General features: G+C 35.9%; 17 protein-coding genes. 14 read left to right on the top strand and 3 right to left on the bottom strand.

The features are described 5' to 3' along the window. Nucleotides 1–184: 184 nt before the first annotated feature. The 3 genes from LMD38_RS16630 (at nucleotide 185) to LMD38_RS16620 (ending at nucleotide 3,732) form a co-directional block, all read left to right on the top strand. The gene (locus tag LMD38_RS16630; RefSeq protein WP_016717249.1) at nucleotides 185–2,065 is read left to right on the top strand and encodes an FtsX-like permease family protein; all 1,881 of its coding nucleotides are present in this window, start codon (nucleotides 185–187) and stop codon (nucleotides 2,063–2,065) included. Between the two features lie 116 nt (nucleotides 2,066–2,181). After that, nucleotides 2,182–2,469 carry an AbrB/MazE/SpoVT family DNA-binding domain-containing protein gene (locus LMD38_RS16625; protein WP_000648331.1) on the top strand — a complete coding sequence of 96 codons (288 nt, stop codon included), beginning with the start codon at nucleotides 2,182–2,184 and terminating at the stop codon, nucleotides 2,467–2,469. A gap of 312 nt (nucleotides 2,470–2,781) precedes the next feature. After that, a complete protein-coding gene (locus tag LMD38_RS16620) occupies nucleotides 2,782–3,732 on the top strand; it encodes a serine protease (RefSeq protein ID WP_001089044.1) in 951 nt (316 codons plus the stop codon). Nucleotides 3,733–3,942: 210 nt separating this feature from the next. Here LMD38_RS16620 and LMD38_RS16615 read toward each other — a convergent pair whose 3' ends face one another. The 3 genes from LMD38_RS16615 to LMD38_RS16605 all read right to left on the bottom strand — a co-directional run bounded on the left by LMD38_RS16615 (nucleotide 3,943) and on the right by LMD38_RS16605 (nucleotide 7,074). Then, complete coding sequence (locus LMD38_RS16615) at nucleotides 3,943–5,046, bottom strand: ABC transporter ATP-binding protein (protein WP_016717250.1); 1,104 nt, start codon at nucleotides 5,044–5,046, stop codon at nucleotides 3,943–3,945. 235 nt (nucleotides 5,047–5,281) lie between these two features. Beyond that, a complete protein-coding gene (locus LMD38_RS16610) occupies nucleotides 5,282–6,145 on the bottom strand; it encodes a PucR family transcriptional regulator (RefSeq protein WP_227585351.1) in 864 nt (287 codons plus the stop codon). Nucleotides 6,146–6,213: 68 nt separating this feature from the next. Then, nucleotides 6,214–7,074, bottom strand: coding sequence for an AraC family transcriptional regulator (locus LMD38_RS16605; protein ID WP_016717252.1), 861 nt, complete (start codon nucleotides 7,072–7,074; stop codon nucleotides 6,214–6,216). Between the two features lie 169 nt (nucleotides 7,075–7,243). Here LMD38_RS16605 and LMD38_RS16600 point away from each other — a divergent pair, with 169 nt between their 5' ends. The 11 genes from LMD38_RS16600 to LMD38_RS16550 all read left to right on the top strand — a co-directional run bounded on the left by LMD38_RS16600 (nucleotide 7,244) and on the right by LMD38_RS16550 (nucleotide 23,214). Beyond that, nucleotides 7,244–8,587: a carbohydrate ABC transporter substrate-binding protein gene (locus LMD38_RS16600; protein WP_016717253.1), complete on the top strand. Its 1,344-nt coding sequence runs from the start codon at nucleotides 7,244–7,246 to the stop codon at nucleotides 8,585–8,587. Between the two features lie 70 nt (nucleotides 8,588–8,657). Continuing rightward, a complete protein-coding gene (locus tag LMD38_RS16595) occupies nucleotides 8,658–9,548 on the top strand; it encodes a carbohydrate ABC transporter permease (protein WP_001044589.1) in 891 nt (296 codons plus the stop codon). Between the two features lie 15 nt (nucleotides 9,549–9,563). Then, entirely contained in the window at nucleotides 9,564–10,553 is a 990-nt protein-coding gene (locus tag LMD38_RS16590) for a carbohydrate ABC transporter permease (RefSeq protein WP_016717254.1), read from the top strand. Between the two features lie 12 nt (nucleotides 10,554–10,565). Then, complete coding sequence (gene gnpA, locus LMD38_RS16585) at nucleotides 10,566–12,737, top strand: 1,3-beta-galactosyl-N-acetylhexosamine phosphorylase (protein WP_062821926.1); 2,172 nt, start codon at nucleotides 10,566–10,568, stop codon at nucleotides 12,735–12,737. Beyond that, nucleotides 12,727–12,894, top strand: a complete 168-nt coding sequence (locus LMD38_RS16580) for a DUF6903 family protein (RefSeq protein WP_000646587.1) — start codon at nucleotides 12,727–12,729, stop codon at nucleotides 12,892–12,894. The genes gnpA and LMD38_RS16580 overlap by 11 nt, the downstream gene beginning before the upstream one ends. 108 nt (nucleotides 12,895–13,002) lie before the next feature. Beyond that, nucleotides 13,003–13,902: an ROK family protein gene (locus LMD38_RS16575; protein ID WP_062821925.1), complete on the top strand. Its 900-nt coding sequence runs from the start codon at nucleotides 13,003–13,005 to the stop codon at nucleotides 13,900–13,902. A 105-nt stretch (nucleotides 13,903–14,007) separates the two neighbouring features. After that, nucleotides 14,008–15,174: an SIS domain-containing protein gene (locus LMD38_RS16570; protein ID WP_016717257.1), complete on the top strand. Its 1,167-nt coding sequence runs from the start codon at nucleotides 14,008–14,010 to the stop codon at nucleotides 15,172–15,174. Between the two features lie 20 nt (nucleotides 15,175–15,194). Continuing rightward, nucleotides 15,195–16,343: an N-acetylglucosamine-6-phosphate deacetylase gene (gene nagA, locus LMD38_RS16565; RefSeq protein ID WP_062821924.1), complete on the top strand. Its 1,149-nt coding sequence runs from the start codon at nucleotides 15,195–15,197 to the stop codon at nucleotides 16,341–16,343. 26 nt (nucleotides 16,344–16,369) lie between these two features. Then, a complete protein-coding gene (locus LMD38_RS16560) occupies nucleotides 16,370–17,308 on the top strand; it encodes a hexose kinase (protein WP_016717259.1) in 939 nt (312 codons plus the stop codon). A 12-nt stretch (nucleotides 17,309–17,320) separates the two neighbouring features. After that, on the top strand, nucleotides 17,321–18,328 hold the full coding sequence (gene lacD / locus LMD38_RS16555) for a tagatose-bisphosphate aldolase (protein ID WP_016717260.1): 1,008 nt from the start codon (nucleotides 17,321–17,323) through the stop codon (nucleotides 18,326–18,328). A 509-nt stretch (nucleotides 18,329–18,837) separates the two neighbouring features. Next, nucleotides 18,838–23,214 (top strand): endo-alpha-N-acetylgalactosaminidase family protein, encoded by a 4,377-nt coding sequence (locus LMD38_RS16550; RefSeq protein ID WP_062821923.1) that lies wholly within the window; start codon nucleotides 18,838–18,840, stop codon nucleotides 23,212–23,214. The last annotated feature ends 94 nt before the right edge of the window (nucleotides 23,215–23,308 follow it).

Genomic DNA, 23,308 nt, shown 5'->3' with positions numbered 1-23,308 from the left:
TAACGAATATACAATAGGATGTGTGTATGAATATGAATGTAGTCATTATAATGAAACTGCATCGTTTAAGCAATTTTTTTGAAACCTTTCAACAATGTAAGGTTTTTGTCATTTGAATCGATGGAAGCTATTTCCGCATTTTACTAATATAAGAACATAGCTAGTAGAAGGGCGGAGAAGGAATATGAACATTAGAGAACTCGCATACCGAAATGTAACGCGAAATAGACGAACATACTCAGCATATTTTTTAAGTAGTGCATTTGCTATTATGGCTTTTTTTGTTTATTCATTTTTTGCGTTTCATCCGGCGTTAAGTGCTGGAGAATTGGGACAATACGTGTTCATAAGTATGTCGTTTGCACAGTCCATTATTTACTTATTTACATTTTTCTTTATTTTATATTCGATGGGAATGTTTTTAAAAACGAGAAAGCGTGAATTAGGAATTTTAATGATGTTAGGTATGACGAAATATCAATTAAAGCGTCTTATCTTTTTTGAAAATATTATGATTGGGATAGGGGCAATTATTTTTGGAATTCTAGCAGGAATGTTATTTTCTGGAGTATTAATGTTTGTAGCTCCCATGATATTAAAGTTAGATATTTCCTTACCTTATTACATTCCAATGAAAGCCATTGTTGTAACGAGTATTATGTTTTTCGTATTATTTATGATTATTTCATTGTTTAGTGCAGGAATGATCCGGAAGAATAAAATTATGAAATTGTTTAGAGGATCAGCAGAAGCGAAGCCGGAACCGAGAGCATCCATTATTTCTTCTATATTAGCAGTCATATTGCTTAGTGCGGGATATGCAGGAGCGCTTATGTCACACGGTGCAATGGTATTTATCATGATGATTCCTGTTACAACGGTAGTCATTATTGGTACGTATTTGCTGTATAAGCAGTTGAGTGTCTTTATTATTAGACTATGTAAAAAAAGTAAACGTTTCTATTGGACACAGACAAATATTATTACGTTGTCAGATTTAGCTTACCGTATGAGAGATAACGCAAGAATGTTCTTTATTGTAACCATAATTTCAACTGTAGCATTTTCAGCAATAGGTACATTAGTTGGCTTTACATCAATGACAAAGGCGATTATGGAGAGACCAATTGCGTTTCACTATCATTCTAAGCAAGGAAATAGTAATGAATCACAGCATTTGAAAATGATTGACGAAGGATTAAAGAAACATAGTATAGCAGCTTCAAAAACTAATATTTCAACGAAGAAAACGGAAGAGCAGTCGTTAAAAAGCGCCACCTTTATAAAGGAATCAGACTATAAGGAATATGCGAAGTTAACAGGAGAACCCTTTCATGCGGTATCCCAAAAAGAAGTTTTATTTTTGTCAGTCGATATACCAGGACCACCGATAAAGGAAAGAAAAGAAATTACTTTACCACATTTGAGTGAACCTTTACATGTGAAAAAAGTTAATACTTCTTCATTAAGTAAAATATTAAGAGGTAACGTTTATGTAATCTCTAAAAATCAATATGATGCATTACAAGATGGATTTAAAGAGGAAAAAGATTATGTGTACAAAACAGAAGGAACGAAAGATGAAGTTGAGGTTGGTAAAGAACTAACGCATCAGATGAAGCCTTATGAAGAACATACAACGTTTAGTGCAGAAGAGTACGAACAAAACCAAAGTTTACAAATTGCAGGACCAATTCTATTTGTAGGTTTCTTTATTGGTATTGTATTTTTCGTATGTGCAGGAAGCTTCCTTTATTTCCGTTTGTTTTCTGACTTGGAGGATGATACTCGTTTGTTTGAAATGATTCGAAAAGTAGGCTTAACAAGTGGAGAATTATCGAAAGTAGTTACAATTCGATTGGGACTTTTATTCTTCGTTCCAATAGGTGTTGCAACATTACATGGGGCAGTAGCGTTAACTGCACTCGGACAGATGTTTGAGTACTCACTATTTAAAGAAAATGCGATTGTATTAAGTATTTTCATAGGAATTCAAGTTGTATATTTTTTACTGATTCGCTCTCGTTATTTAAAACAATTGAAAGAGAGATTACGTATTCGTTAAATGTGTTTTTTTAACTTGAGTACAAAATTTTCTAAAAAGAGGCAGGTATTACCAAAAAGTGATAAAATGGAAAAAGCGAGGTGAAAAAATTAATAAAAAGTAAGGGAGGAAGTAATATGAAAGCAACAGGAGTTATTCGAAAAGTAGACGAATTAGGACGAATTGTAATTCCTAAAGAATTACGTGATGTATTGGGAATACAAATTAAATCACCGCTTGAAATTTTCGTAGAAGAAGACAAAGTCATTTTACAAAAATATCAACCTTACAATGCTTGTCAAATAACAGGTGATGTTTCAAATCAAAACATATCATTAGCAAATGGAAACATTACTGTTAGTATAGATGGAGCGAAATATTTAATAAAAGAAATAGAAAAGTTTTTAAACAAGAGTGAGGTTTAGTCTTAATTCAAATTATTTTTAAAATTCCATATCATTCTTTAAAAACTATAAAAGGACCATTCAATTGGTCCTTTTATTTATCTCGTAATTTTTCGTTTCTAAAAATTACGAGATAAATAAAGTGAAACTTTAATCAGCCCTCACCAATCGGGCTGCCCATTAAAGCGGGATAAAAGAGTAGTATAAAATTCGTAAGCCTTATTGAGAAACATTTTTAAGGAAGGAAAACGAAACACATAAAACGAATGTTACATGTAAGTGTTTTCAAAAGTGGTCTGAAATGAAAATAATATATTTTCAGGAGGGATTACGATGAATAGTAGTACAGCGAATAAACAAAAAGGTATACAATTGATTCCTTTTACAGTAGATAAGGTGGTTGAACAAGTAAATGAAATTCCGCCAGGTGTACAACTCATTCATGCTCCGCAAGTATGGGAGAAGAGTGCGAAAGGAAAAGATATTGTCGTTGCCGTATTAGATACAGGGTGTGATACGAATCATATAGATTTAAAGGATCGTATTATCGGCGGAAGAAATTTCACGAAAGATTACGAAGGAGATCCAAATATTTATCTTGATAATAACGGACACGGTACTCATGTAGCGGGGACAATTGCAGCGACTGAAAATGGAATCGGTGTTTTAGGAGTGGCACCACTTGCTAAAATGCTAGTGTTAAAGGTTTTAGCAGGGGATGGTTCTGGAAGTTATGAGCAAATTATTGAGGCGATTCATTATGCTGTAAATTGGAGAGGGCCTAATAAAGAAAGAGTTAGAGTCATTTCCATGTCACTTGGTGGCCCGCAAGACGTTCCGGAATTACATGAAGCAATTCAAAATGCGGTAAAGCAAGATGTTCTCGTCGTATGTGCTGCTGGGAATAATGGAGATTGTAATGATAACACGGAGGAACTAGATTTCCCAGGTGCATACTCAGAAGTAATTGAAGTCGGCGCTGTCAATTTAGATCGGAAAATCGCATGTTTTAGTAATTCAAATCAAGAAATTGATTTAGTGGCGCCAGGCGATGAAATATTATCTACGTATCCTGAAGGGAAATATGCGGTATTAAGTGGTACTTCTATGGCGACACCGCATGTCGCTGGAGCACTGGCATTGCTCATAAAGCAGTGTGAAAGGGAATATGGTAGAAAGTTATCAGAACCAGAAATATATGCACAACTTATTAAAAGAACTGTACCTTTAGGATATGAACGTACATCTGAAGGGAATGGTTTATTAGATTTATTAAAAGAATAGAAAATACTAAAAAACATTTCATATTCATATGAGATGTTTTTTAGTATGGTTCTGTCGCATATATAGTGGAATCTAGTCTTGAATTCTTTTTCAAGAAATGTTTGTCGTAGCTACATCTATTTTTTTCGAAGTAGAAGTTATGCATACAATAAAATGGAAAGATTGAGTTACTTACGGGACAATTCTATCGGGATTTTTTTTAGACATTCGTCAATTATTACGTATTCTTTGCTCGGTAGTGATATCAAAAAAGTGTGCTTTCGCTAAACTAAAAGCTAATGGAAGTGTATCGTTAGTTTTAATCTCGGAACGAGCGTTAATTCGTGCAATAAAGTTTTGGTTTGAAAGTTTTCCATGAATCATCGTTTCAGCACCTAATAATTCAGCAACTTCTACTGTAATTTCGACTGTGGATTCAGGAGAAGATTGAAGAACGATAGGTTCATCATGAATGTCTTCAGGACGAATACCGAGTATGATTTTTTTTCCATTATACCCTTTTTGCTTTAATGTCTTTAGTTGACCATCTGGTACTTTGAAGCGGATATTTTCCATGTGAAAATAGCTATCTTGTAATGTACCGGTAAAGAAATTCATAGCTGGAGAACCAATGAATCCGCCAACAAATATGTTCTCAGGAGTATCATATACCTCTTTTGGAGTTCCAACTTGCTGGATGAGCCCATCTTTCATAACAACAAGGCGTGATGCCATTGTCATTGCTTCTGTTTGATCATGTGTCACATATATAGTGGTCGTATTTAAACGGCGGTGAAGTTTAGAAATTTCTGAACGCATGCTTACGCGTAACTTTGCGTCTAAATTTGATAGAGGTTCGTCCATTAAAAATACTTTTGCATCACGGACTATAGCTCTTCCTAGTGCAACCCGTTGGCGTTGTCCACCTGATAATGCCTTTGGTTTGCGTTGTAAGTAATCTTCTAGTCCTAAGATTTTCGCCGCTTCCGTTACTCGACGATTAATTTCATCTTTTGGAAGTTTACGTAGTTTCAAGCCAAACGCCATATTATCATAAACAGTCATATGCGGGTAGAGTGCGTAATTTTGAAATACCATTGCAATGTTGCGATCTTTTGGAGCGACATCATTCATACGATCTCCATCAATATAAAACGAACCATCAGAAATGTCTTCTAGACCTGCAATCATACGTAGAGTTGTTGATTTCCCGCACCCAGAAGGACCGACAAATACAATAAACTCTTTATCTTCAATATGTAAATTAAAGTCAGAAACGGCAGTGATTTTATTATCATAAACTTTAAAAATATGATCTAATACAAGTTCGGCCATAAATATTCACTCCTTTTTTATAATTAATAGAATTGTAAGATTATTAAAAGTGTAAGTAAATTGGCGTTGTGCACAAAAAAATAAGAGGCTTTTATGCAAGTTTACAGATTTAAGATACGAGAAAGCTCTTTTAGATATAAGTTCAACTATAGATAAGAGAAATAATGGGAAAGAGTTTCCAAATCATGCAAGAGTGTATATAACGATGTGGCATAAGAAAAATGAATATTGTTTTTCATGAGATATCTAAAGAAAGAAACGCCATATAAACTGCTACTGCACCTTCAAAGGTTTTTATATTAATCCCTGTTTTTTCAATGAATTTATCAATTCGATACTGCAAAGTATTACGATGTAAATATAATTGTTTAGCTGCAAGAGAGACATTTAAGTTACATTGGAAGAATACTTTAACGCTATCTATTAGTTCTTTGTCATTTGAAATATGTGCCAATAATTGATGCGTATATTTTTCTCTTTTTTCTTTCGGTAATGAAATCATTAATTGATAAGGGAGCAGTTGTTCAATGTATGTAATTTTTTTTGATAAATAGGGAGAAAGAACAGAAAATAATGTTCGTTCCCATTGATACAGGTAAGTAAATTCAGTTGTTTGCGTATAACGTCGTCCAACAAAGAAGGATAGGGATATAAAAAAATCTGTTTCTAGTGTATCTAAGGCTGTTTGCAATACAGATTCCGTTATGTTTTCTTCCAAGATGAGAACACCAGCTTGCGAGGTTTCCCATATCATTGTAGTAGTAAAAGAAAACATAGACTGTAAAGCATCTTGAAATTCTTCTCTTTCTACAATAGATTGTGTTGTGAAAAAGTGTAAAAAACGAACGGACCGTATAGGGATGTTGTTATTTCTGTATAATGCTTCATACCACGATTTTTCTTTTTCTGTTTTATAAAATGGATCAGTATGAATGGGTGTTAAGATGGATGAAAGCAATTGATGTTCCCTTTGATGTAATCGAATTTTTCGGATTCCGACTTTGTTTCCTTCAACTAAAAACCAGCTATAATCTTCTGACAACACAGCTTCATTAATTTTTATATCCTCACCATAATATGTTTTTAATTGTTGAATCATAGGAACACTCTCTTTCCAAAATAATAGTAACAATACATTAAAGAAGTATAGGTTAATTGAATGTATCTTTAAATTTTTGCACTAGAATCTAGTTTGTTTTTGCTAGAATTTATAGCGTTTCTGTATTGTGAAGGAGATAGATTTGTTTCTCGTTTAAATGATTGTGCAAAGAATGATTGGGAAGAAAAACCGGTAATGGTTGAAATATTAGAAATCGAATAATTAGTAGTTTCTAGCAAAATTTTACTTTCTCTAATACGAGTTTGAATTAAATATTCAATAGGCGACACACCGACGAATTTCCTAAAGGAATGGGATAGATAATATTTATTAATATGACTAATGCTTGCTAATGTATCTAGGCTAATATTTTCGTGAAAATGCTGCTTAATATAGTTTTTAATAAATTCAATATCTTTATTGATTTTTTGAGTAGATGTTTTCTCTACATTAAAAGATTTTTTTCGCATCATCTTAAGTAATAATATTTCCAGAATATTTTGTATAATCAAATCGTAATCTTCTTGATGGTTTTCCACTTCTTCAACCAATTGCTGAAGGTAGAAGAGGAAGTTTTTTTGATCCTGTTTATAGTTATGAATAGTGACGGGACTGGGATTTTCTATGGATGAAAAGGACAGACCTTGAATGCCAAGTGCAATGTATTCGAGTGGATAATTCGTATCAGACTTTTCCGTGTGCTCGATATTTGGATTGATGATAATTAAATTGTGTTCTTGGACAGGGATTTCTTCTTTATAAAAGATAAAAGTTCCTTTGCCCTTAGTAATATACAATAGCTCTGTAAAGTGATGAGCGTGAATGGTGCTATGCCAATCTTTATCGTATTTTGATTTTGTTATATAAAGAAGTTTAACTGGAAGGTGATTTCGTTGAAACTGCGGAATCTCATATACTTCATTGGACAAATGAATCCCTCCTTCGTAGACTTTTTATCTATTTTATAAAGATTTTAGTGGGATATTCAGTAAAAAGCAAGATATCTAAAAAACAGAACAAGATGTTTATTGTGAAAGCGTTATCTATTTTGTATTCTTTAATTATGAAAGGAAGATTAGGAGATGGGGGTAAATAGAGATGAAAAAAAAGTTATTGTTGTCTGGGATGACAGCTTTGTTATCTTTTAGTTTAATAGCTTGCCAAAGTAATACTACAAAAGTTGATAACGCTAAGGATGGTAAAGGCTCCAGTGAGAAACAAACCCTTCATGTGGCAACACTTGAATCGGCTTATGGTAAAGAGATGTGGAACAAAGTGATTGACGCATATGAGGCTGCTAATCCTAAAGTTGATGTTAAATTGACAGTGGACAAAAATCTTGAGGATGTCATAGGCTCAAATATGAAAGCAGGAAAGTATCCGGATGTTGTGTTGTTGGCAACCGGGAGAAAACAGGCGCTAACAGAAACTTTGATTAAAGATAAAGCATTAGAAGACATTACTGATGTTTTTGATAAAAATGTTTATGGTGAAGATGTTAAAGTCAAAGATAAGTTAGTACCAGGGCTTACTGGTACACCTGCAACTAATCCTTATAATGACGGTAAAATTTATATGGCACCGATGTTCTATAGTCCAACTGGATTATTTTATAATGCTAGTTTATTAAAAGAAAAAGGTTGGGAAGTGCCGAAGACTTGGGACGAAATGTGGGCGTTAGGAGATAAAGCGAAAGCAGAAGGGATTGCATTATTTACTTATCCTACTACAGGCTACTTTGATACATTCTTCTACTCTTTACTACTAGGGGTGGGCGGGCCTGAGTTATTTAATAAAGCTATGAAATATACAGATGGTGTTTGGGAAACTTCTGAAGCAACAAAATCCTTCGAAATTATCGGAAAATTAGCAAAATATACAGAGCCAACTACTGTTGCGAATGCAAATGATAAAGACTACAAGAAAAATCAACAGTTGATTCTCGATAACAAAGCTTTGTTTATGCCAAATGGTACGTGGGTAGTTGGTGAAATGAAAGAAGCTCCTCGATCTAAAGGGTTTGAATGGGGCATGATGGCTTTACCGACAATTGATGCTAATAGCGACCGTTATGCATTTACTTTCTTTGAACAAATGTGGATTCCATCGGCAGCTAAAAATAAACAACTTGCTAAAGATTTCATGACGTTTGTTTATTCGGATAAGGCAGCTGAAATTTTTGCTGAGTCGAGTGCGATCCAGCCTATCAAAGGCCTTTCTAATAAACTGACAGGTGAAAATAAATCATTCTATAGTATCTATGATAATGGAGTGAAAGTGGGAATAGGTGGATTTGCTGCAACGAAAGCTGTTGAAGGTGTAAGTATGCCAGATACATTATTTAGAACGATTGACAGTGTTGTTTCTGGTGATAAAAAGGTGAAAGATTGGCAAAGCTCTGTTGAAAAAGTGAGTGACCAATTACGGTCTGCATTAAAATAAATTCGTTTTCACTATATACAATGGTGAGTCGTCTAGTCTCACCGTTGTACTTATTAACTGAGGTGATGGCATGAATAAGACGACAGAAAAAAGAATTTTTATTTTTGTTTGTACTGCACCAGCACTAATCCTGTTAGCCATTTTTATGATTGTTCCTACGATTGAGGTATTCAGGATGTCTTTATATAAGTGGGGAGGATTTTCTAATAATAAGGTATTTGTTGGGCTCGAAAACTTCAAGATTTTATGGAATGATATGAACTTCTTTCGGTCTCTCCAAAACAGTATAGTCTTGATTGTTATCGTCACACTCATCACGATGGTGATGGCGATCTTGTTTGCCACTTTGTTAACGAGAGAAAAAATAAAAGGAAAAAGCTTCTTTCGAATTATTTTTTATATCCCTAATATTTTATCGGTTGTAGTTATCGCGGGAATATTTTCTGCAGTTTATGACCCAACTACAGGGTTGTTAAATAATTTACTTGCTTTATTTAATCTGGAACACCTACAAAAGATGTGGCTCGGAAATCAAAAAATTGCCATTTACAGCATTGGCGGGGCACTCATTTGGCAAGCGATTGGTTACTATATGGTCATGTATATGGCGGCAATGGCAAGTATCCCGGAAAGTTTTTATGAAGCATCTGCTTTGGAAGGTGCTGGACGGTTCAGACAATTTTTTAGTATTACTTTACCGTTAATTTGGAACAACATTCGGACGACGTTAACTTTCTTCGTTATTAGTACGATTAATTTAAGTTTTCTTCTCGTTCAAGCAATGACTGGCGGCGGACCTGATGGATCGACGGAAGTGTTTTTAAGCTACATGTATAAGCAGGCTTACACAAATTCTTCTTACGGTTACGGTATGGCTATTGGGGTGGTCATTTTCTTATTCTCATTCGCATTATCTGCAATTATCAGTGGTGTTACTAAAAGGGAAGTGTTGGAGTATTAAGGAGGTCCAAAAACGATGGAAACACAAAAAAGAATGACTACAGAAACAGCTTATCGAGATCCAAAAAAGATAGAAACACAAAAAGAAATGACTGTAGAATCAGCTTATCCAGCCCCAAAAACAATGAAAACACAAAAAGGAATGACTACAGAAGCAATGTATCGCTGTTTTATCTACGTAGCACTTATTACGTTAGCGATTTCAATTGTTATTCCTGTTGCATGGGTTTTCTTAGCCTCAGTGAAGCAAAATTCGGAGTTTTATGGAAGTCCTTGGGCCATGCCGAAAAGTTTCTATTTTCAAAACTTTATCGATGCTTTCCAAAAGGCAAACATGGGTACCTATATGTTGAATTCAGTCATGGTAACTGCGTTGGCCCTTCTTATTTTATTGATTGTGGCTTTACCAGCAGCTTATGTGTTGGCAAGATATACCTTTAGAGGAAGCAAATTAATAAATACTTTTTTTAAAGCTGGATTATTCATCAATGTGAACTACATTGTTGTGCCAATTTTCTTGATGTTATTGGACGGAGATAACTTTTTACGAGGCCAACTAGGTGATGGATTGCTACTAGACAATTTATTTATTTTAGCTGTGGTATATGCGGCGACGGCGTTACCATTCACGATTTACTTGCTGTCTAGTTTTTTTCAATCGCTTCCATCCACGTATGAGGAAGCGGCGTTGGTTGATGGTGCTGGATATTTCAAAACAATGATTTCAGTTATGATTCCGATAGCTCGTCCAAGTATTATTGCCGTCATTTTATTTAATTTTCTTGCCTTTTGGAACGAATACATTATTGCTTTAACATTAATTCCAGGGCCGAATAAGACGTTACCTGTTGGGTTAATGAACTTGATGGCAGCTCAAAAATCCGCTGCAAACTATGGTCAAATGTATGCAGGAATGGTTCTTGTCATGCTACCAACTTTGATTTTATATATCATTGTTCAAAAAAAATTAACACAAGGAATGACCCTTGGTGGTTTAAAGGATTAGAGGAGGATTTACATGAAAAGGAAAAAAGGCCGAGTTACTTTACCGAGTGAAGAAAATTTTCTTAAGGAAACGAAAGAATTAATGGAACGATGGGGTGCAGATGCGATTCGCGATAGTGATGGAACGAAACTAGATGATGATATTAAACAATTGGATGCGAAAATTTATACGACTTATTTTGTTGCTCGAGCTCACAATGAGTTCGCAGAGAAGCATATGGATGAATGCCAGCAACTTTATTTAATGAGCTTGTTCAATACGGCGCTTACTGACACCCTCGAAATTGATTTTATGAAAGGCTACTTTGAGGAACAATTAAAACCGGATTATGTTCACAGTCCAAAAAAATATTGGGAGGTTATTGATCGGACAACAGGAGAAGTTGTTGACGTTAATGATTGGGAAGTAAACGAAGATCAAAATCGTGTTTTGATTACGAAGGCGATTCCTTGGCATGAATATACGGTTTCATTCCTAGTCTATGCGATTTGGGATCCAACCCAAATGTACAATCATATTACTAATAATTGGGGAGATAAGCCACATGATATTCCTTTTGATGTCAGGCAGCCACATTCTAATGAATTTATGAAAAACTATTTAAAACAATGGCTGACAGAAAATCCGGATACAGATGTAGTCAGGTTTACAACGTTTTTCTATCATTTTACCCTTGTGTTCAATAATCTTGGCAAAGAGAAATTTGTCGATTGGTTCGGATATGGTGCAAGTGTTTCAGTTGCTGCTTTGGATGCTTTTCAAAAAGAAAAAGGCTATCGCTTAAGACCAGAGGACATTGTTGATCAAGGTTATTATAATACTTCGTTTCGAATTCCAACTCCAGCTTTTTTAGATTATATAGATTTTGTTCATAAGTTCGTTGCTGAAGAAGCAAAGAAACTTGTGGATATTGTCCATGAAAGTGGAAAAGAAGCAATGATGTTTCTTGGTGATAACTGGATTGGTACAGAACCATATGGGAAATACTTTGAAAATATCGGATTGGATGCAGTTGTAGGCAGTGTGGGCGGTGGGGCTACATTGCGTATGATTGCAGATATACCACATGTTCGATATACAGAAGGGCGTTTCTTACCTTATTTCTTTCCAGATACTTTTTACGAAGGTAACAACCCGACGATTGAAGCGAATGAAAATTGGCTAACGGCGCGTAGAGCCTTATTGCGTAATCCTGTTGATCGTATCGGCTATGGGGGGTATTTAAGTCTAGCGTATCAATTCCCAGAATTTATCTCCTATATTGAAAAAGTCACTGAGGAATTTCGTGAAATTCATGACACAATCAAAGGTGTGAAGCCATACTGCGGTCTTAAAGTTGCGATTTTGAATTCTTGGGGCAAGTTGAGAACTTGGCAAACACATATGGTTGCTCATGCACTATGGTATAAACAAATTTATTCTTATTTAGGTGTTTTAGAGTCCTTGAGTGGGGCTGCAGTGGAAGTTACGTTCATTAGTTTTGATGATGTCATGAATGATGGGATATCTGAGGATATTGACGTCATTATTAATGCCGGTGATGTGGGAACAGCTTTTTCAGGAGGTGCTAACTGGATTAATGAAAAGTTAGTCACTACAATCAGAGCTTGGATGTATAATGGCGGAGGATTCATAGGTATTGGGGAACCTACAGCTTATCAGCATGAAGGGCATTATTTTCAATTGGCAAATGTCTTAGGCGTTGACAAGGAACTCGGATTCAGCTTATCAACAGATAAATATTTTATTAATCCTGTCGAAAATCATTTTATTTCTGCTGACAGCAGCCAATTTGATTTTGGCGAAGGGATGAAAAATGTTTATGCGTTATCAGAAGAAACCGAAATAATTGAATATTCAAATGGTGAAGTTCATCTTTCTGCTCATCCGTTTGGAGAAGGCAGAGCTGTCTATATAGCAGGGCTTCCATACAGTGAAGAAAATACACGTCTGCTGATGCGTGCTTTATACTATGCTGCCCATAAAGAAGAGGAATTTCAAAAGTATCATGCGAGCAATATTTATTGTGAAGTTCATGCATATCCATCTATCCAAAAAATGGCAATTGTTAACAATTCGATGGTCGAACAAATGACGTTTGTCTACGATGGACAAGGAAACAGGATAGAAGTGACGTTGGCACCTAGTGAAATCAGGTGGGAGGATTTTTCAAATGAAGGCTAATATCGTATTCGTTATTAAAATTGTTGTGTTTCTCGTATGCCTATCTTTCATTATCGTCTACCAAAAAACAGCTGGTAAATTTGAACTGGGTATGATGTTGATTGGATTAGCTGGTCTTTTAGGGCTGCTTTATAATTACAATCGGAAATACGTATAAATCAATTAGGGCAAGTGGATTGATCAATGAATTGCAAATATATGTTCAACGATAACAATTGTAGAAAATTGCTCAATACTTTAAATACAAACCTAGGGGTGCAGACAAATGAAAAAGGCAGTCGGCATTGATGTTGGGGGAACGAAGATTGCAGCGGGAGTTATTTCAGATACAGGCGAACTGCTTGAACGTACCGAAGTAAAAAGTGATCCTTTAGACCGGGAAAAAATGTTTGGTAGAGTTGTAGAAGCTGTGGAACAAGTTCTCAGAAGATCATCAATTTCCATCGCTGATATCGAGGGTATTGGTGTTGGAGTACCGGGAAAAGTGGATTGTGAGAATGGAATTGCCGTTTTTCAAAACAATTTACCGTGGAGCCAGTTTCCTATTTCAGTCCGTTTGCAGGAGCAATTTGGAATCCAGCGGATCACGATTGACAATGATGTCTATATGGCGGCTTTTGCTGAATGGAGAGCAGCACATGTAAAAGGAAATGAAACCTTTGTCTACGTGACTATAAGTACGGGAATATCTTGTTCTATCATCCATAAAGGCTCATTTTTTAGGGGAGCAGGGTTTGCTGGAGAACTAGGTTTGATCCCTGTTCTATCGAAGGAGGGGAACAATGAACGATTAGAAAAAATCGCTGCTGGGCCAGGGATCCAGAGAATAGCCGAAAGAGACTTACAGGTAGATACTATTTCAACAAAAGATGTTTTTGCTAGTTATATAAATGGGGTACCAGAATATCAGTCCATTATCAATGAGGTAACTGATTATTTAGCTCAAGGTCTTTATAAGATTTCCTGTTTATTAGATCCGCATAGAATGGTTTTGGGTGGCAGTGTCATTGTGAAAAATCCATTTCTACTAGAGTTGATTAAAGTGAAGCTAAAGAGTTTTCAGCTGCCTGAGCAACAACATCTTTTGGAGCAGATGAGCATCAGTACATTGGCACAAAATAATGGAGTTGTTGGTGCAGGATTACGAGTATTTGAAGGTATGTAATGAGACGGCGCTGGTCTTCTTTTCTTTTATTCCGATTGGTGAGGGCTGATTAAAGTTTCACTTTATGGAGAGAATGATGGCAAATAGGTAGAGGAGTGAACGAATATGTTTACATTAAGTCAAGAAAAATTAGTTTCGTTAGGCGCATCGATAACAACGGCGGAAATAAGACGGCAGCCTGATTTATGGATTGAAACCTTTGCTTTGTATATGGAGAAGAGCGAGAGAATTGATGAGTTTTTGCAAAAAATAGTAACGAAACATAATCGGGTTCGAGTTATTTTTACAGGCGCTGGAACGTCTGCTTATGTCGGTGATACAGTCACCCCTTATGTAATAGAAAAAGTAGATGAACAACAGTGGGAAGTACTAAGTATCCCGACAACTACGTTAGTTTCAAATCCTTACCAATTTTTCAAAAAGGATTTTCCAACCTTACTCGTTTCATTTGCTAGAAGCGGGAACAGCCCAGAAAGTGTCGCTGCCGTACAATTAGCTGAGCAAATAGTAAGCGATTTGTATCAAATCACGATTACTTGTGCGAAAGATGGAAAATTAGCTAAACAGGCCGTGAATAATGACAAAAACTTATTGCTATTGATGCCTGAAAAATCAAATGATCATGGTTTTGCAATGACAGGAAGTTATACTTGCATGGCGTTAACGGCATTACTTGTTTTTGATTCTATATCGACTGAAGAAAAATCAAAGATAGTGAAAGAAATTCATCAAATGGGTGAAAGTGTCATTCAAAGGGAAGACGCTATCCAAAAGATAGTAGATTTGGATTTTGACCGAATTATTTACTTAGGTTCTGGTAGTTTAGAAGGTTTAGCAAAAGAATCACAATTAAAAGTATTAGAACTGACAGCTGGAAAAATTGTCACCGCTTTTGATTCACCGCTAGGATTCCGGCACGGTCCAAAATCATTTGTAAACGAAAAATCATTAGTTTTTGTGTTTGTTTCTAACAATCCGTATACACGTCAATATGATTTAGATATGTTAAACGAAATGCAACAAGACAACATTGCCAGCTATATATGTGCCATCGAGGTTGATGGAGAAACGAATTACGCTGGGAATAGGTTTGTATTTGGCAGCGAGGCACAGTCTGTACCAGATGCATACTTAGCATTACCTTTTGTAATGATTGGGCAAACAATATCACTGTTAGCCTCCGTGAAAGTAGGTAATACACCGGATACACCTTCACCGACAGGAACGGTGAACCGTGTCGTTAAAGGTGTTACTATCTACGAATATGAGTAACTAGGTTAGGGGAAACATACATGTCTATTTTTATCTTTGCAGATAAGTTTTTTCTTGAGGGGAAGGTCGTAGGTCCTGGTTTTTTGGAGATAAAAGATGGAAAATTCGGTATCTTTTTAGAGAACAGGCCAGAAGAAGCGGAAGAAATCATCGATTATGCAGGATATTGGATTGCTCCTGGTCTAGTGGATACACATATTCATGGTTTTAGAAATCACGACGTTATGGACAATAATTTTGAAGGACTAAATCAAATATCGGTAGGACTCCTTTCTTGCGGCGTTACATCCTTTTTACCGACAACTTTAACATCCTCAATAGAATCGTTGAATAATGTCGTTGAAATGATTGGTGCCAATTACAAAAAAGTACAGGGCGCAAAAATTAAAGGTATCTTTTTAGAAGGGCCGTTTTTTACTGAAAAGCATAAAGGAGCACAAAACACGAAATATTTTTGTGACCCATCAGTTGACATGTTGAAAGGTTGGCAGAAATTATCAAATGATTCTATTAAAAAAATTGCGATTGCACCTGAAAGAAAAGGAGCAGCGGAATTCATTGAATATGCTGTAGGAGAAGAGATTATAGTAGCATTGGCCCACAGTGATGCAACTTATGAAGAAACGAAGCAAGCTAGTGAAAAAGGTGCATCCATTTTTGTTCATACTTTTAATGGTATGAGTCCGCTGCACCATCGTGAACCAGGAATGGTTGGAGCAGCCATGAATTTAAAAGATGTTTTTACCGAAATCATATGTGATGGACATCATGTTCACCCTGTTGCTTTAAATATTTTAATGAATGTCCGCGGCAGAGAAGAGGTTGTAATGGTATCCGATTGTATGATGGCCGGAGGTATGCCTGAAGGAACGTATCAATTGGGAGAATTTCCTGTGAAAGTAAAAGATGGGATGGCCCGTTTGGAAAGTGGAAGTTTAGCAGGTAGCATTTTGCAATTAAAAGATGCTGTAAAAAATGTCGTCGATTGGGGAATTGCCGCGCCCGAGCAAGCAATTTATATGGCGAGTACGGCACCAGCTAAAAGTATTCAACTAGATGGCGAATGTGGGAAAATCGCTGAAGGATATGCTGCTGACTTTATAGTACTGACGCCAGCGATGGATTTAGCAGCTACCTATCTTGATGGTGTGTGCCGTTTTCAAGCTTAAATATTTTTCTGAAAGAGGGATTTCAAATGATTTTATCTGTCACCATGAATCCATCTGTCGATATTTCCTATTCGACTCATGAATTAAAGTTAGATGTTGTTAACCGTGTGGAAACAGTTCATAAAACTGCTGGTGGAAAGGGCTTGAATGTGGCGCGAGTGATCGCTCAAATGGAAGAAGCTGTTCTAGCGACAGGTGTGATTGGTGGTACGATTGGCGAATACATTGTTCAAGAATTAAATAAAAGCAATATTCCAAATGACTTTTTAAAAATTAAAAAAGAATCAAGAAATTGTATTGCCATTCTTCATGAAGGGATGCAAACAGAGATTTTAGAATCAGGGCCGACATTATCCAACGAAGAAGGGGCAACTTTTTTAGAAAAATTTGAATATCTGCTTACAACAGCTTCACTTGTGACAATTTCGGGCAGTTTGCCGAAAGGGTTACCGAATAACTTTTATTATCAAATGTTAAAAATCTGTAATAACAATGGAATTCCAGTGATTATAGATTCGTCAGGAGAATCTTTGAAAAACGCCTTGGTGCATAAAGAAAAACCATTTGCCATCAAACCAAATAAAGCGGAATTATCTCAGTTGTTGGGCATTAACATGGAAATGGGAATCATAGATTTGAAGCAAGCATTAAACCATGAACTATTTACTGGAATTGAGTGGATTATCATGTCGATGGGTGGTGAAGGTGCTTTAGTTAGGCATGTCGAGGACTATTACAGAGTTACGATTCCGAAAATAGAAGTGATCAATCCTGTTGGGTCTGGTGATGCGACAGTTGCAGGATTAGCTGTGGCATTATATCAAAATCAAACGGTTGAGACTGTTCTTAAAACGGCGATGACTACAGGAATATTAAATACGATGGAAGTTGGTACTGGTTATATTAATATAAATAAGTTTAAACAATACTTTGATCTCATTAAAATTGAAAAAATAGATTGGTAGAGGAGAATGTTGATGTTAGAACTAACCAAGAATAAATTGGAAGCTCTAAAACGTTTATCTGCTGAAAATGGCATAATTGGAGCATTGGCTATTGATCAACGCGGTTCGTTGAAAAAAATGATTGCGTCTGGCGGTGCAAGTCATGTTGGAGATGAGGGCATTATCCGTTTCAAAGAATTGGTTTCTGAGGAATTAACACCATTTGCAACAGCAATTCTTTTGGACCCGGAATACGGACTGCCAGCGGCAAAGATCCGACATAAAGAATCAGGCTTAATAGTAGCGTATGAAAAAACCGGATACGATGCGTCAGAAGTAGGACGGTTACCAGATTTATTATCGGAATGGTCAGTGAAACGATTAAAGGCAGCAGGTGCCGATGCTATTAAATTCTTACTCTACTATGATTTCGATGAAGATGAAAAAATTAATAACTATAAACATGTCTATATGGAACGTATCGGATCTGAGTGTGCTGCTGAAGATATTCCATTTTTTTTGGAGATTGTTACTTATGATGCTGAAAATGATGATGCGAAAAATAAAGAGTACGCAAAAATAAAACCACATAAAGTGATTGAGGCTATGAAGGAGTTCTCGAAACCTCAATACCAAGTAGATGTTTTAAAAGTAGAGGTTCCAGTGGATATGAATTTTGTGGAAGGGTATACGACAGGTGAATTCGTTTACAGAAAAGAAGAGGCTGCTTCTTTTTTTAAAGAACAAAGTGAAGTAACTGAGCTGCCTTTTATCTTCCTAAGTGCAGGTGTAAGTGCTAAATTATTCCAAGAAACATTGAAATTTGCTAAAGAATCCGGTTCTACCTTTAACGGAGTGTTATGTGGTCGGGCAACCTGGAAGGACGGTGTGGCACCTTTTGCTATAAGCGGCGAACAAGCAGGTCGTGATTGGTTAAAAGATACTGGTAAAAGGAATGCTGAAGAACTAAATCTCGTGTTGAAAGAGACAGCCAACTCATGGTTTGCTAAAGTAAAACAAACAGCGGAGCTTCAAAGTTAGTAAGATATCTTTCCTTCTATATGTTCTTTATTTCTTTCTATCTTTAAGTGATAATTGCATCAGAATCAATTTTTAAACGGAATGAAAAATTAAGAGCAGACATTCGTCTGCTCTTTTTTTAGTGTGTCCAACATGGTGAAAAACCTAGAATGAAAATCGAGAACAGCAAGGACGGTAGTAACTATAGCTTCAGGTAAAGGCATATGGGGACCCTTTATATATAAAGAAAATGGTAAGTACTAATTGCCATGTACAATCAAACTAATTGAATTTTAGCGGGGTTTCGCTAAAAAATACACTTGAAAAAGCTAACAATATCTTTGTATTGTAAGCGTTTTTAAAAAGACAATATACCTAAAAAAAGAAACAATATCTTTATTGTGGAGGCACTTTAAAAAAACTATTCTAAACATAAGTGAAAGCGGTGCCTTTCAGGTTTTTGTTTATTTAAAAATTAATGTGCAGGTATCGTCTTTAACCAAAATTTTAAATTCAAAGGAGGAGAAGAATTGGAAAATAAGCATTTCAAGAGAGTTTTTAATACCCTTCTTGCATGTATGTTGATTGTGCCAACACTTTTAGTAAGCATGATTGTGCCGCTACATGTAGGGGCAAATACGTCTAATCCATGGATTACAATTTCATCTGTTGGAAACGAAATTAATGCATTAATAGAACAAAATGGTAAGTCATATGCAAGGCTTGGAGCAGGTGCTGGCAACGATAATGGGGCTAAAGCTGCAGTTTTTCAAGAGCAGAATAAAGTCGCTAAAGAATCAGGAACGATGGAATATAGTTTTATTCCAGAAACAAAGGGAGAAGATACTAGATTCGGTTTCTATCCTCATTATATTGACAATAATAATTTCGTTTTTGTAGGCTACGACTCACTTGGATGGTTCTACGAATACAAATATCAAGGGAAAGGTGACTGGTTAAAAACTAGACCTAATGTTCCACTTCCAGAGGCTGGAACTTCGCATTCTATTAAAATTGATTATAATAAAACCACTTTGAATATTACATTAGATGGAAAAGATTTATTTGGACCGGTTACCTTATCTAATGATGTAAATAACCTTCTTACAGGTAAGGAAGCGATTAAACTTGGTGCTTATGGAGATAAAAATAGTCAAGTACTCATTGAATTAGGAAAGGCGCCTGGGGATGGAGGCACAGATCCAGGAAATGAAAAACTTGTGGACATTACGGATAATAAATTGGAAGAAGGCGACTTGAAAATTATCTCAGGTGACGGAAAAGTTACCTATAATGAAGATGGTTCAGCCACTTTCGGTGTTACATCTACCCAAAAGAATCGAATTGTCTACAACCAAATGAAGGCGATTAAAAATGGTGTTTTTGAAGCAGATGTTACTACTAATACTGATAAGATGAATCGTTTTGGATTCATCTATCGTGTTCAAAATTCATCTACATACACATATGTGGGAACAGGAGATACGAACGATCAGTATTTTGGAGAAACTTTTGGTCCTATAAACAATTGGACGTCGATGACTTCAAACGTGCCGTTAAAAGCAAAACAAACATACCATTTACGTTTAGTATTCATGGACGATGTTGCGACATTATACATTGATGGTAAAAAGGTAGATTCTTGGACTTTAACAGGTGGTGTAGATCAAGCTGGCTTACTAGGATTTGAAAAAAGCCGAGGTGCTGCCGATATTACGATTTCAAATGTCAAAATAAAGGAATATAGTGCACCAAAGCCTCCAGATACTCAACCAGTAGAAAATATAATAAAGTCAAAGTATATGGACGTCACAATTGACCAAGTATTCCCGCGGATTGTGAAATACAAAGTGGGCGATAAAGTAATGAGCGGACAGGAAGCTCCTGTTTACGGATTGAAAGTAAATGGTGGACTATACTATCCTAAAGTAAACTTTGAAAAGTTAAACGATAGTGAAGCACTATATACATTAAAAGTTGTAGATGAAATGAAAAACCTTGATGCGGTATTTAAGGTATCTGTAAAGGTGAATGATAATAAGGTTATTTATAGCTTCGATGAAATTAAGAATAATGGTAGTGCCAAAATCGAGACGGTTGAGTTTGCTGATATGAACTTTATATCGGTAAATTCGGAACAAAAAGGTGCAAAAGCTAAATTAACGAATATTAGTACAGATGTTAGGAAAACAGGTGATGTAGATGTAAGCGTAGATTCTTCTATGGGAGAAATAGGTACATCTACTAAAAATTATATAGCATTCTTGTCAACTGACGAATTGAGCGCAGGTGTATGGTCTAGTTCAGAAGTGGACGGCTATAAAAATTTAGTTGCAAATCGATATGTAAATAAAAATGGTGCAAAAGCAATGGGAATCGGTTCTAGTGCACTTTATTATCAAAGAGATTTTATGCCAGAACCACAAAAAGATAAACCAACTATTAAAATAGCTATTGCTAAAGATTTGAATAATGATAATAAGGCAGACTGGCAAGATGCGGCGATTGCATACCGTGATATTATGCAAGACATTAAAGGATACCAAGATGTAAACAATAATGTTGGAATGCGTATTGCAATGAATTTCGGCTCACAAGCGCAACAACCATTCTTAAAAACATCCGATAATGTGAAAAAGGTTGCTCTTGCTACAGATGAATTGGGGCAAGCGGTCATATTAAAAGGATATGCAAACGAAGGGCATGATAGTGGTCATCCAGATTATGGTGATGTGGGCGAACGTATGGGAGGCGTTAAAGATTTAAATACGCTTATTAAAGAGGGGCATAAGTATAATACCCAATTTGGTGTCCATATAAATGCTCAAGAAACTTATCCAGAAGCGAAAGCTTTCAATAATGATTTTATTGATCGTCCAAGTTCATTAGGATGGGGATGGTTAGATCAATCTTATACAATTAATAAATTAAAAGATTTGTATTCTGGATCGCGTGCGAAAAGACTAGATGAATTGAAAACGGCTGTTCCTGATCTTGACTTTATTTATTTAGATGTATGGTATCAAAATCAATGGGAATCAAATAGAATAGCAGATCAATTTAAAGATAGAGGTTGGAGATTAACAACGGAATTTGGTGGTTCTATGGCCAATTACTCAACGTGGCAACATTGGGCTACTGATAAAAACTACGGTGGACCGGAAAGTAAAGGGATTAACTCAGAAGTACTGCGTTTTATTAGTAATCACCAAAGAGATTCTTGGGTGTTGAATTGGCCTGAAGTAGGTGGAACTGCTGACCATCCATTACTTGGTGGATTTGAATTAGCTGGTTTCGAAGGATGGCAATCTGATAAGAATTTCGATAACTTTATTCGTATGACATTTGATACGAATTTACCTACTAAATTCCTACAAAAATATTATGTAACGAACTGGACAAATGTAGAAGGGGATAAAAGCAAGACGAACTTAGAAAAGGAAATAAAATTGAAGGACCCAAGCAATGGGGATGTTGTCGATGTAACTAGAAAAGACAATGCTAGAGAACGTGTTATTAAGCTAAATGGAAATGTTATACTTGATGGCCATGCGTATTTAATTCCTTGGGTGAAACAAGACTTTAAAAATCCAACTGCTGATTCAGAAAAATTATATCACTGGAATTTAGAAGGTGGTACAACGACTTGGACACTTCCAGATGAATATAAAAATGCCACTACTGTTTATGTATACAAATTGACAGATCAAGGTAGAACAGATGTGAAAGAAGTAAAGGTCGTAAATAATAAGATAACTTTGACAGCTAGTGCTGCAACTCCTTATGTTGTCGTACCAAAAAGAGATAAGGGTTTGGAAATCCTTGACTACAATTGGGGCAAGGATGCTCATATATATGATGGGGGATTCAATACAGGAAAAGTAAGCGCATATACAACTATTGAGGGTGATAATAAAGCAGTAAGCGTCATCAGAACGAATCAAACTGGAAACAACCGTAATGTAAGTAGTGGAGATTACTACTTAAACATTGATAGTCCATCAAAAGATACAACTGTTTCCCGTGTCCTTACTGGTTTGGAACCGGGTAAAGATTATGTAGCAGAGGTATATGTTGAAAACAATAGTGATGTAAAGGCTGGAATTACAGTAACAGGTGGGAAAGAAGATGCTAGCAATTACACACTTCGCAGCCTGCAAAAGAACTATGTTAAGGCAGATTCACATGCCACAAATGATGGATACAATAGCAAAATGCAAATCATGCAAGTGAGCTTTACAGCTGTATCTAATAGGGCTAAATTAACTCTAAGCCGTGATTCTGGGAAAGGAAACACAAAATTTGATGACATTCGAATCGTTCAAAAGTCTTTAAAAAATAATGTCTCACCGACGGAATTTAAACAAGATTTTGAATCGGTAGTACAAGGTATTTACCCATTTGTTATTGGTAATACAGAAGGTGTAGAAGACAACAGAATTCATTTGTCTGAATTGCATGCTCCATATACGCAAAAAGGGTGGGCAGGTAAAAAATTAGTCGATGATGTATTAGGTGGGAGTTGGTCCGTTAAAGTGAACACTGGAAATAAAGGTTTGCTGTACCGTACTATTCCTCAAAATTATCGTTTCGAACCAGGCGTAACTTATAAAGTATCATTTGACTACCAAACAACAGCAAATGCATTCCGCTTTATTTCAGGGGATCAAGAAATTGATGTTCGAGACATTGCGAGTGCAAAGGGATTGAGTGTGAATAACACTCTTACTGCATCTACTGACACAAAAACAGCAGAGTTTACTGTGACAGGTTCTGAGAATGGTCAAACTTATGTTGGAATTTTCAGTGATGGAACGAATTTAAACGGAGATACCGGAGCGGGTACGTTTATTTTAGATAATTTACGTATTGAAAGGGTGACTTCTGGTGGAGCGTCACAGAGATAAATAATCTAAATTTAAGAAAAAGGTAGTTTTATAGCTAGTGTAATATCGTAAATTAGAGGCCTATCTCGAAGGAGATAGGTCTCATTGTATTCAT

It is taken from the genome of Bacillus pacificus (genome assembly GCF_020861345.1).
GTDB lineage: Bacteria > Bacillota > Bacilli > Bacillales > Bacillaceae_G > Bacillus_A > Bacillus_A pacificus.
Note: the sequence above shows the minus strand (reverse complement) of the source record. Positions and strands in the feature narration are given on the sequence as shown.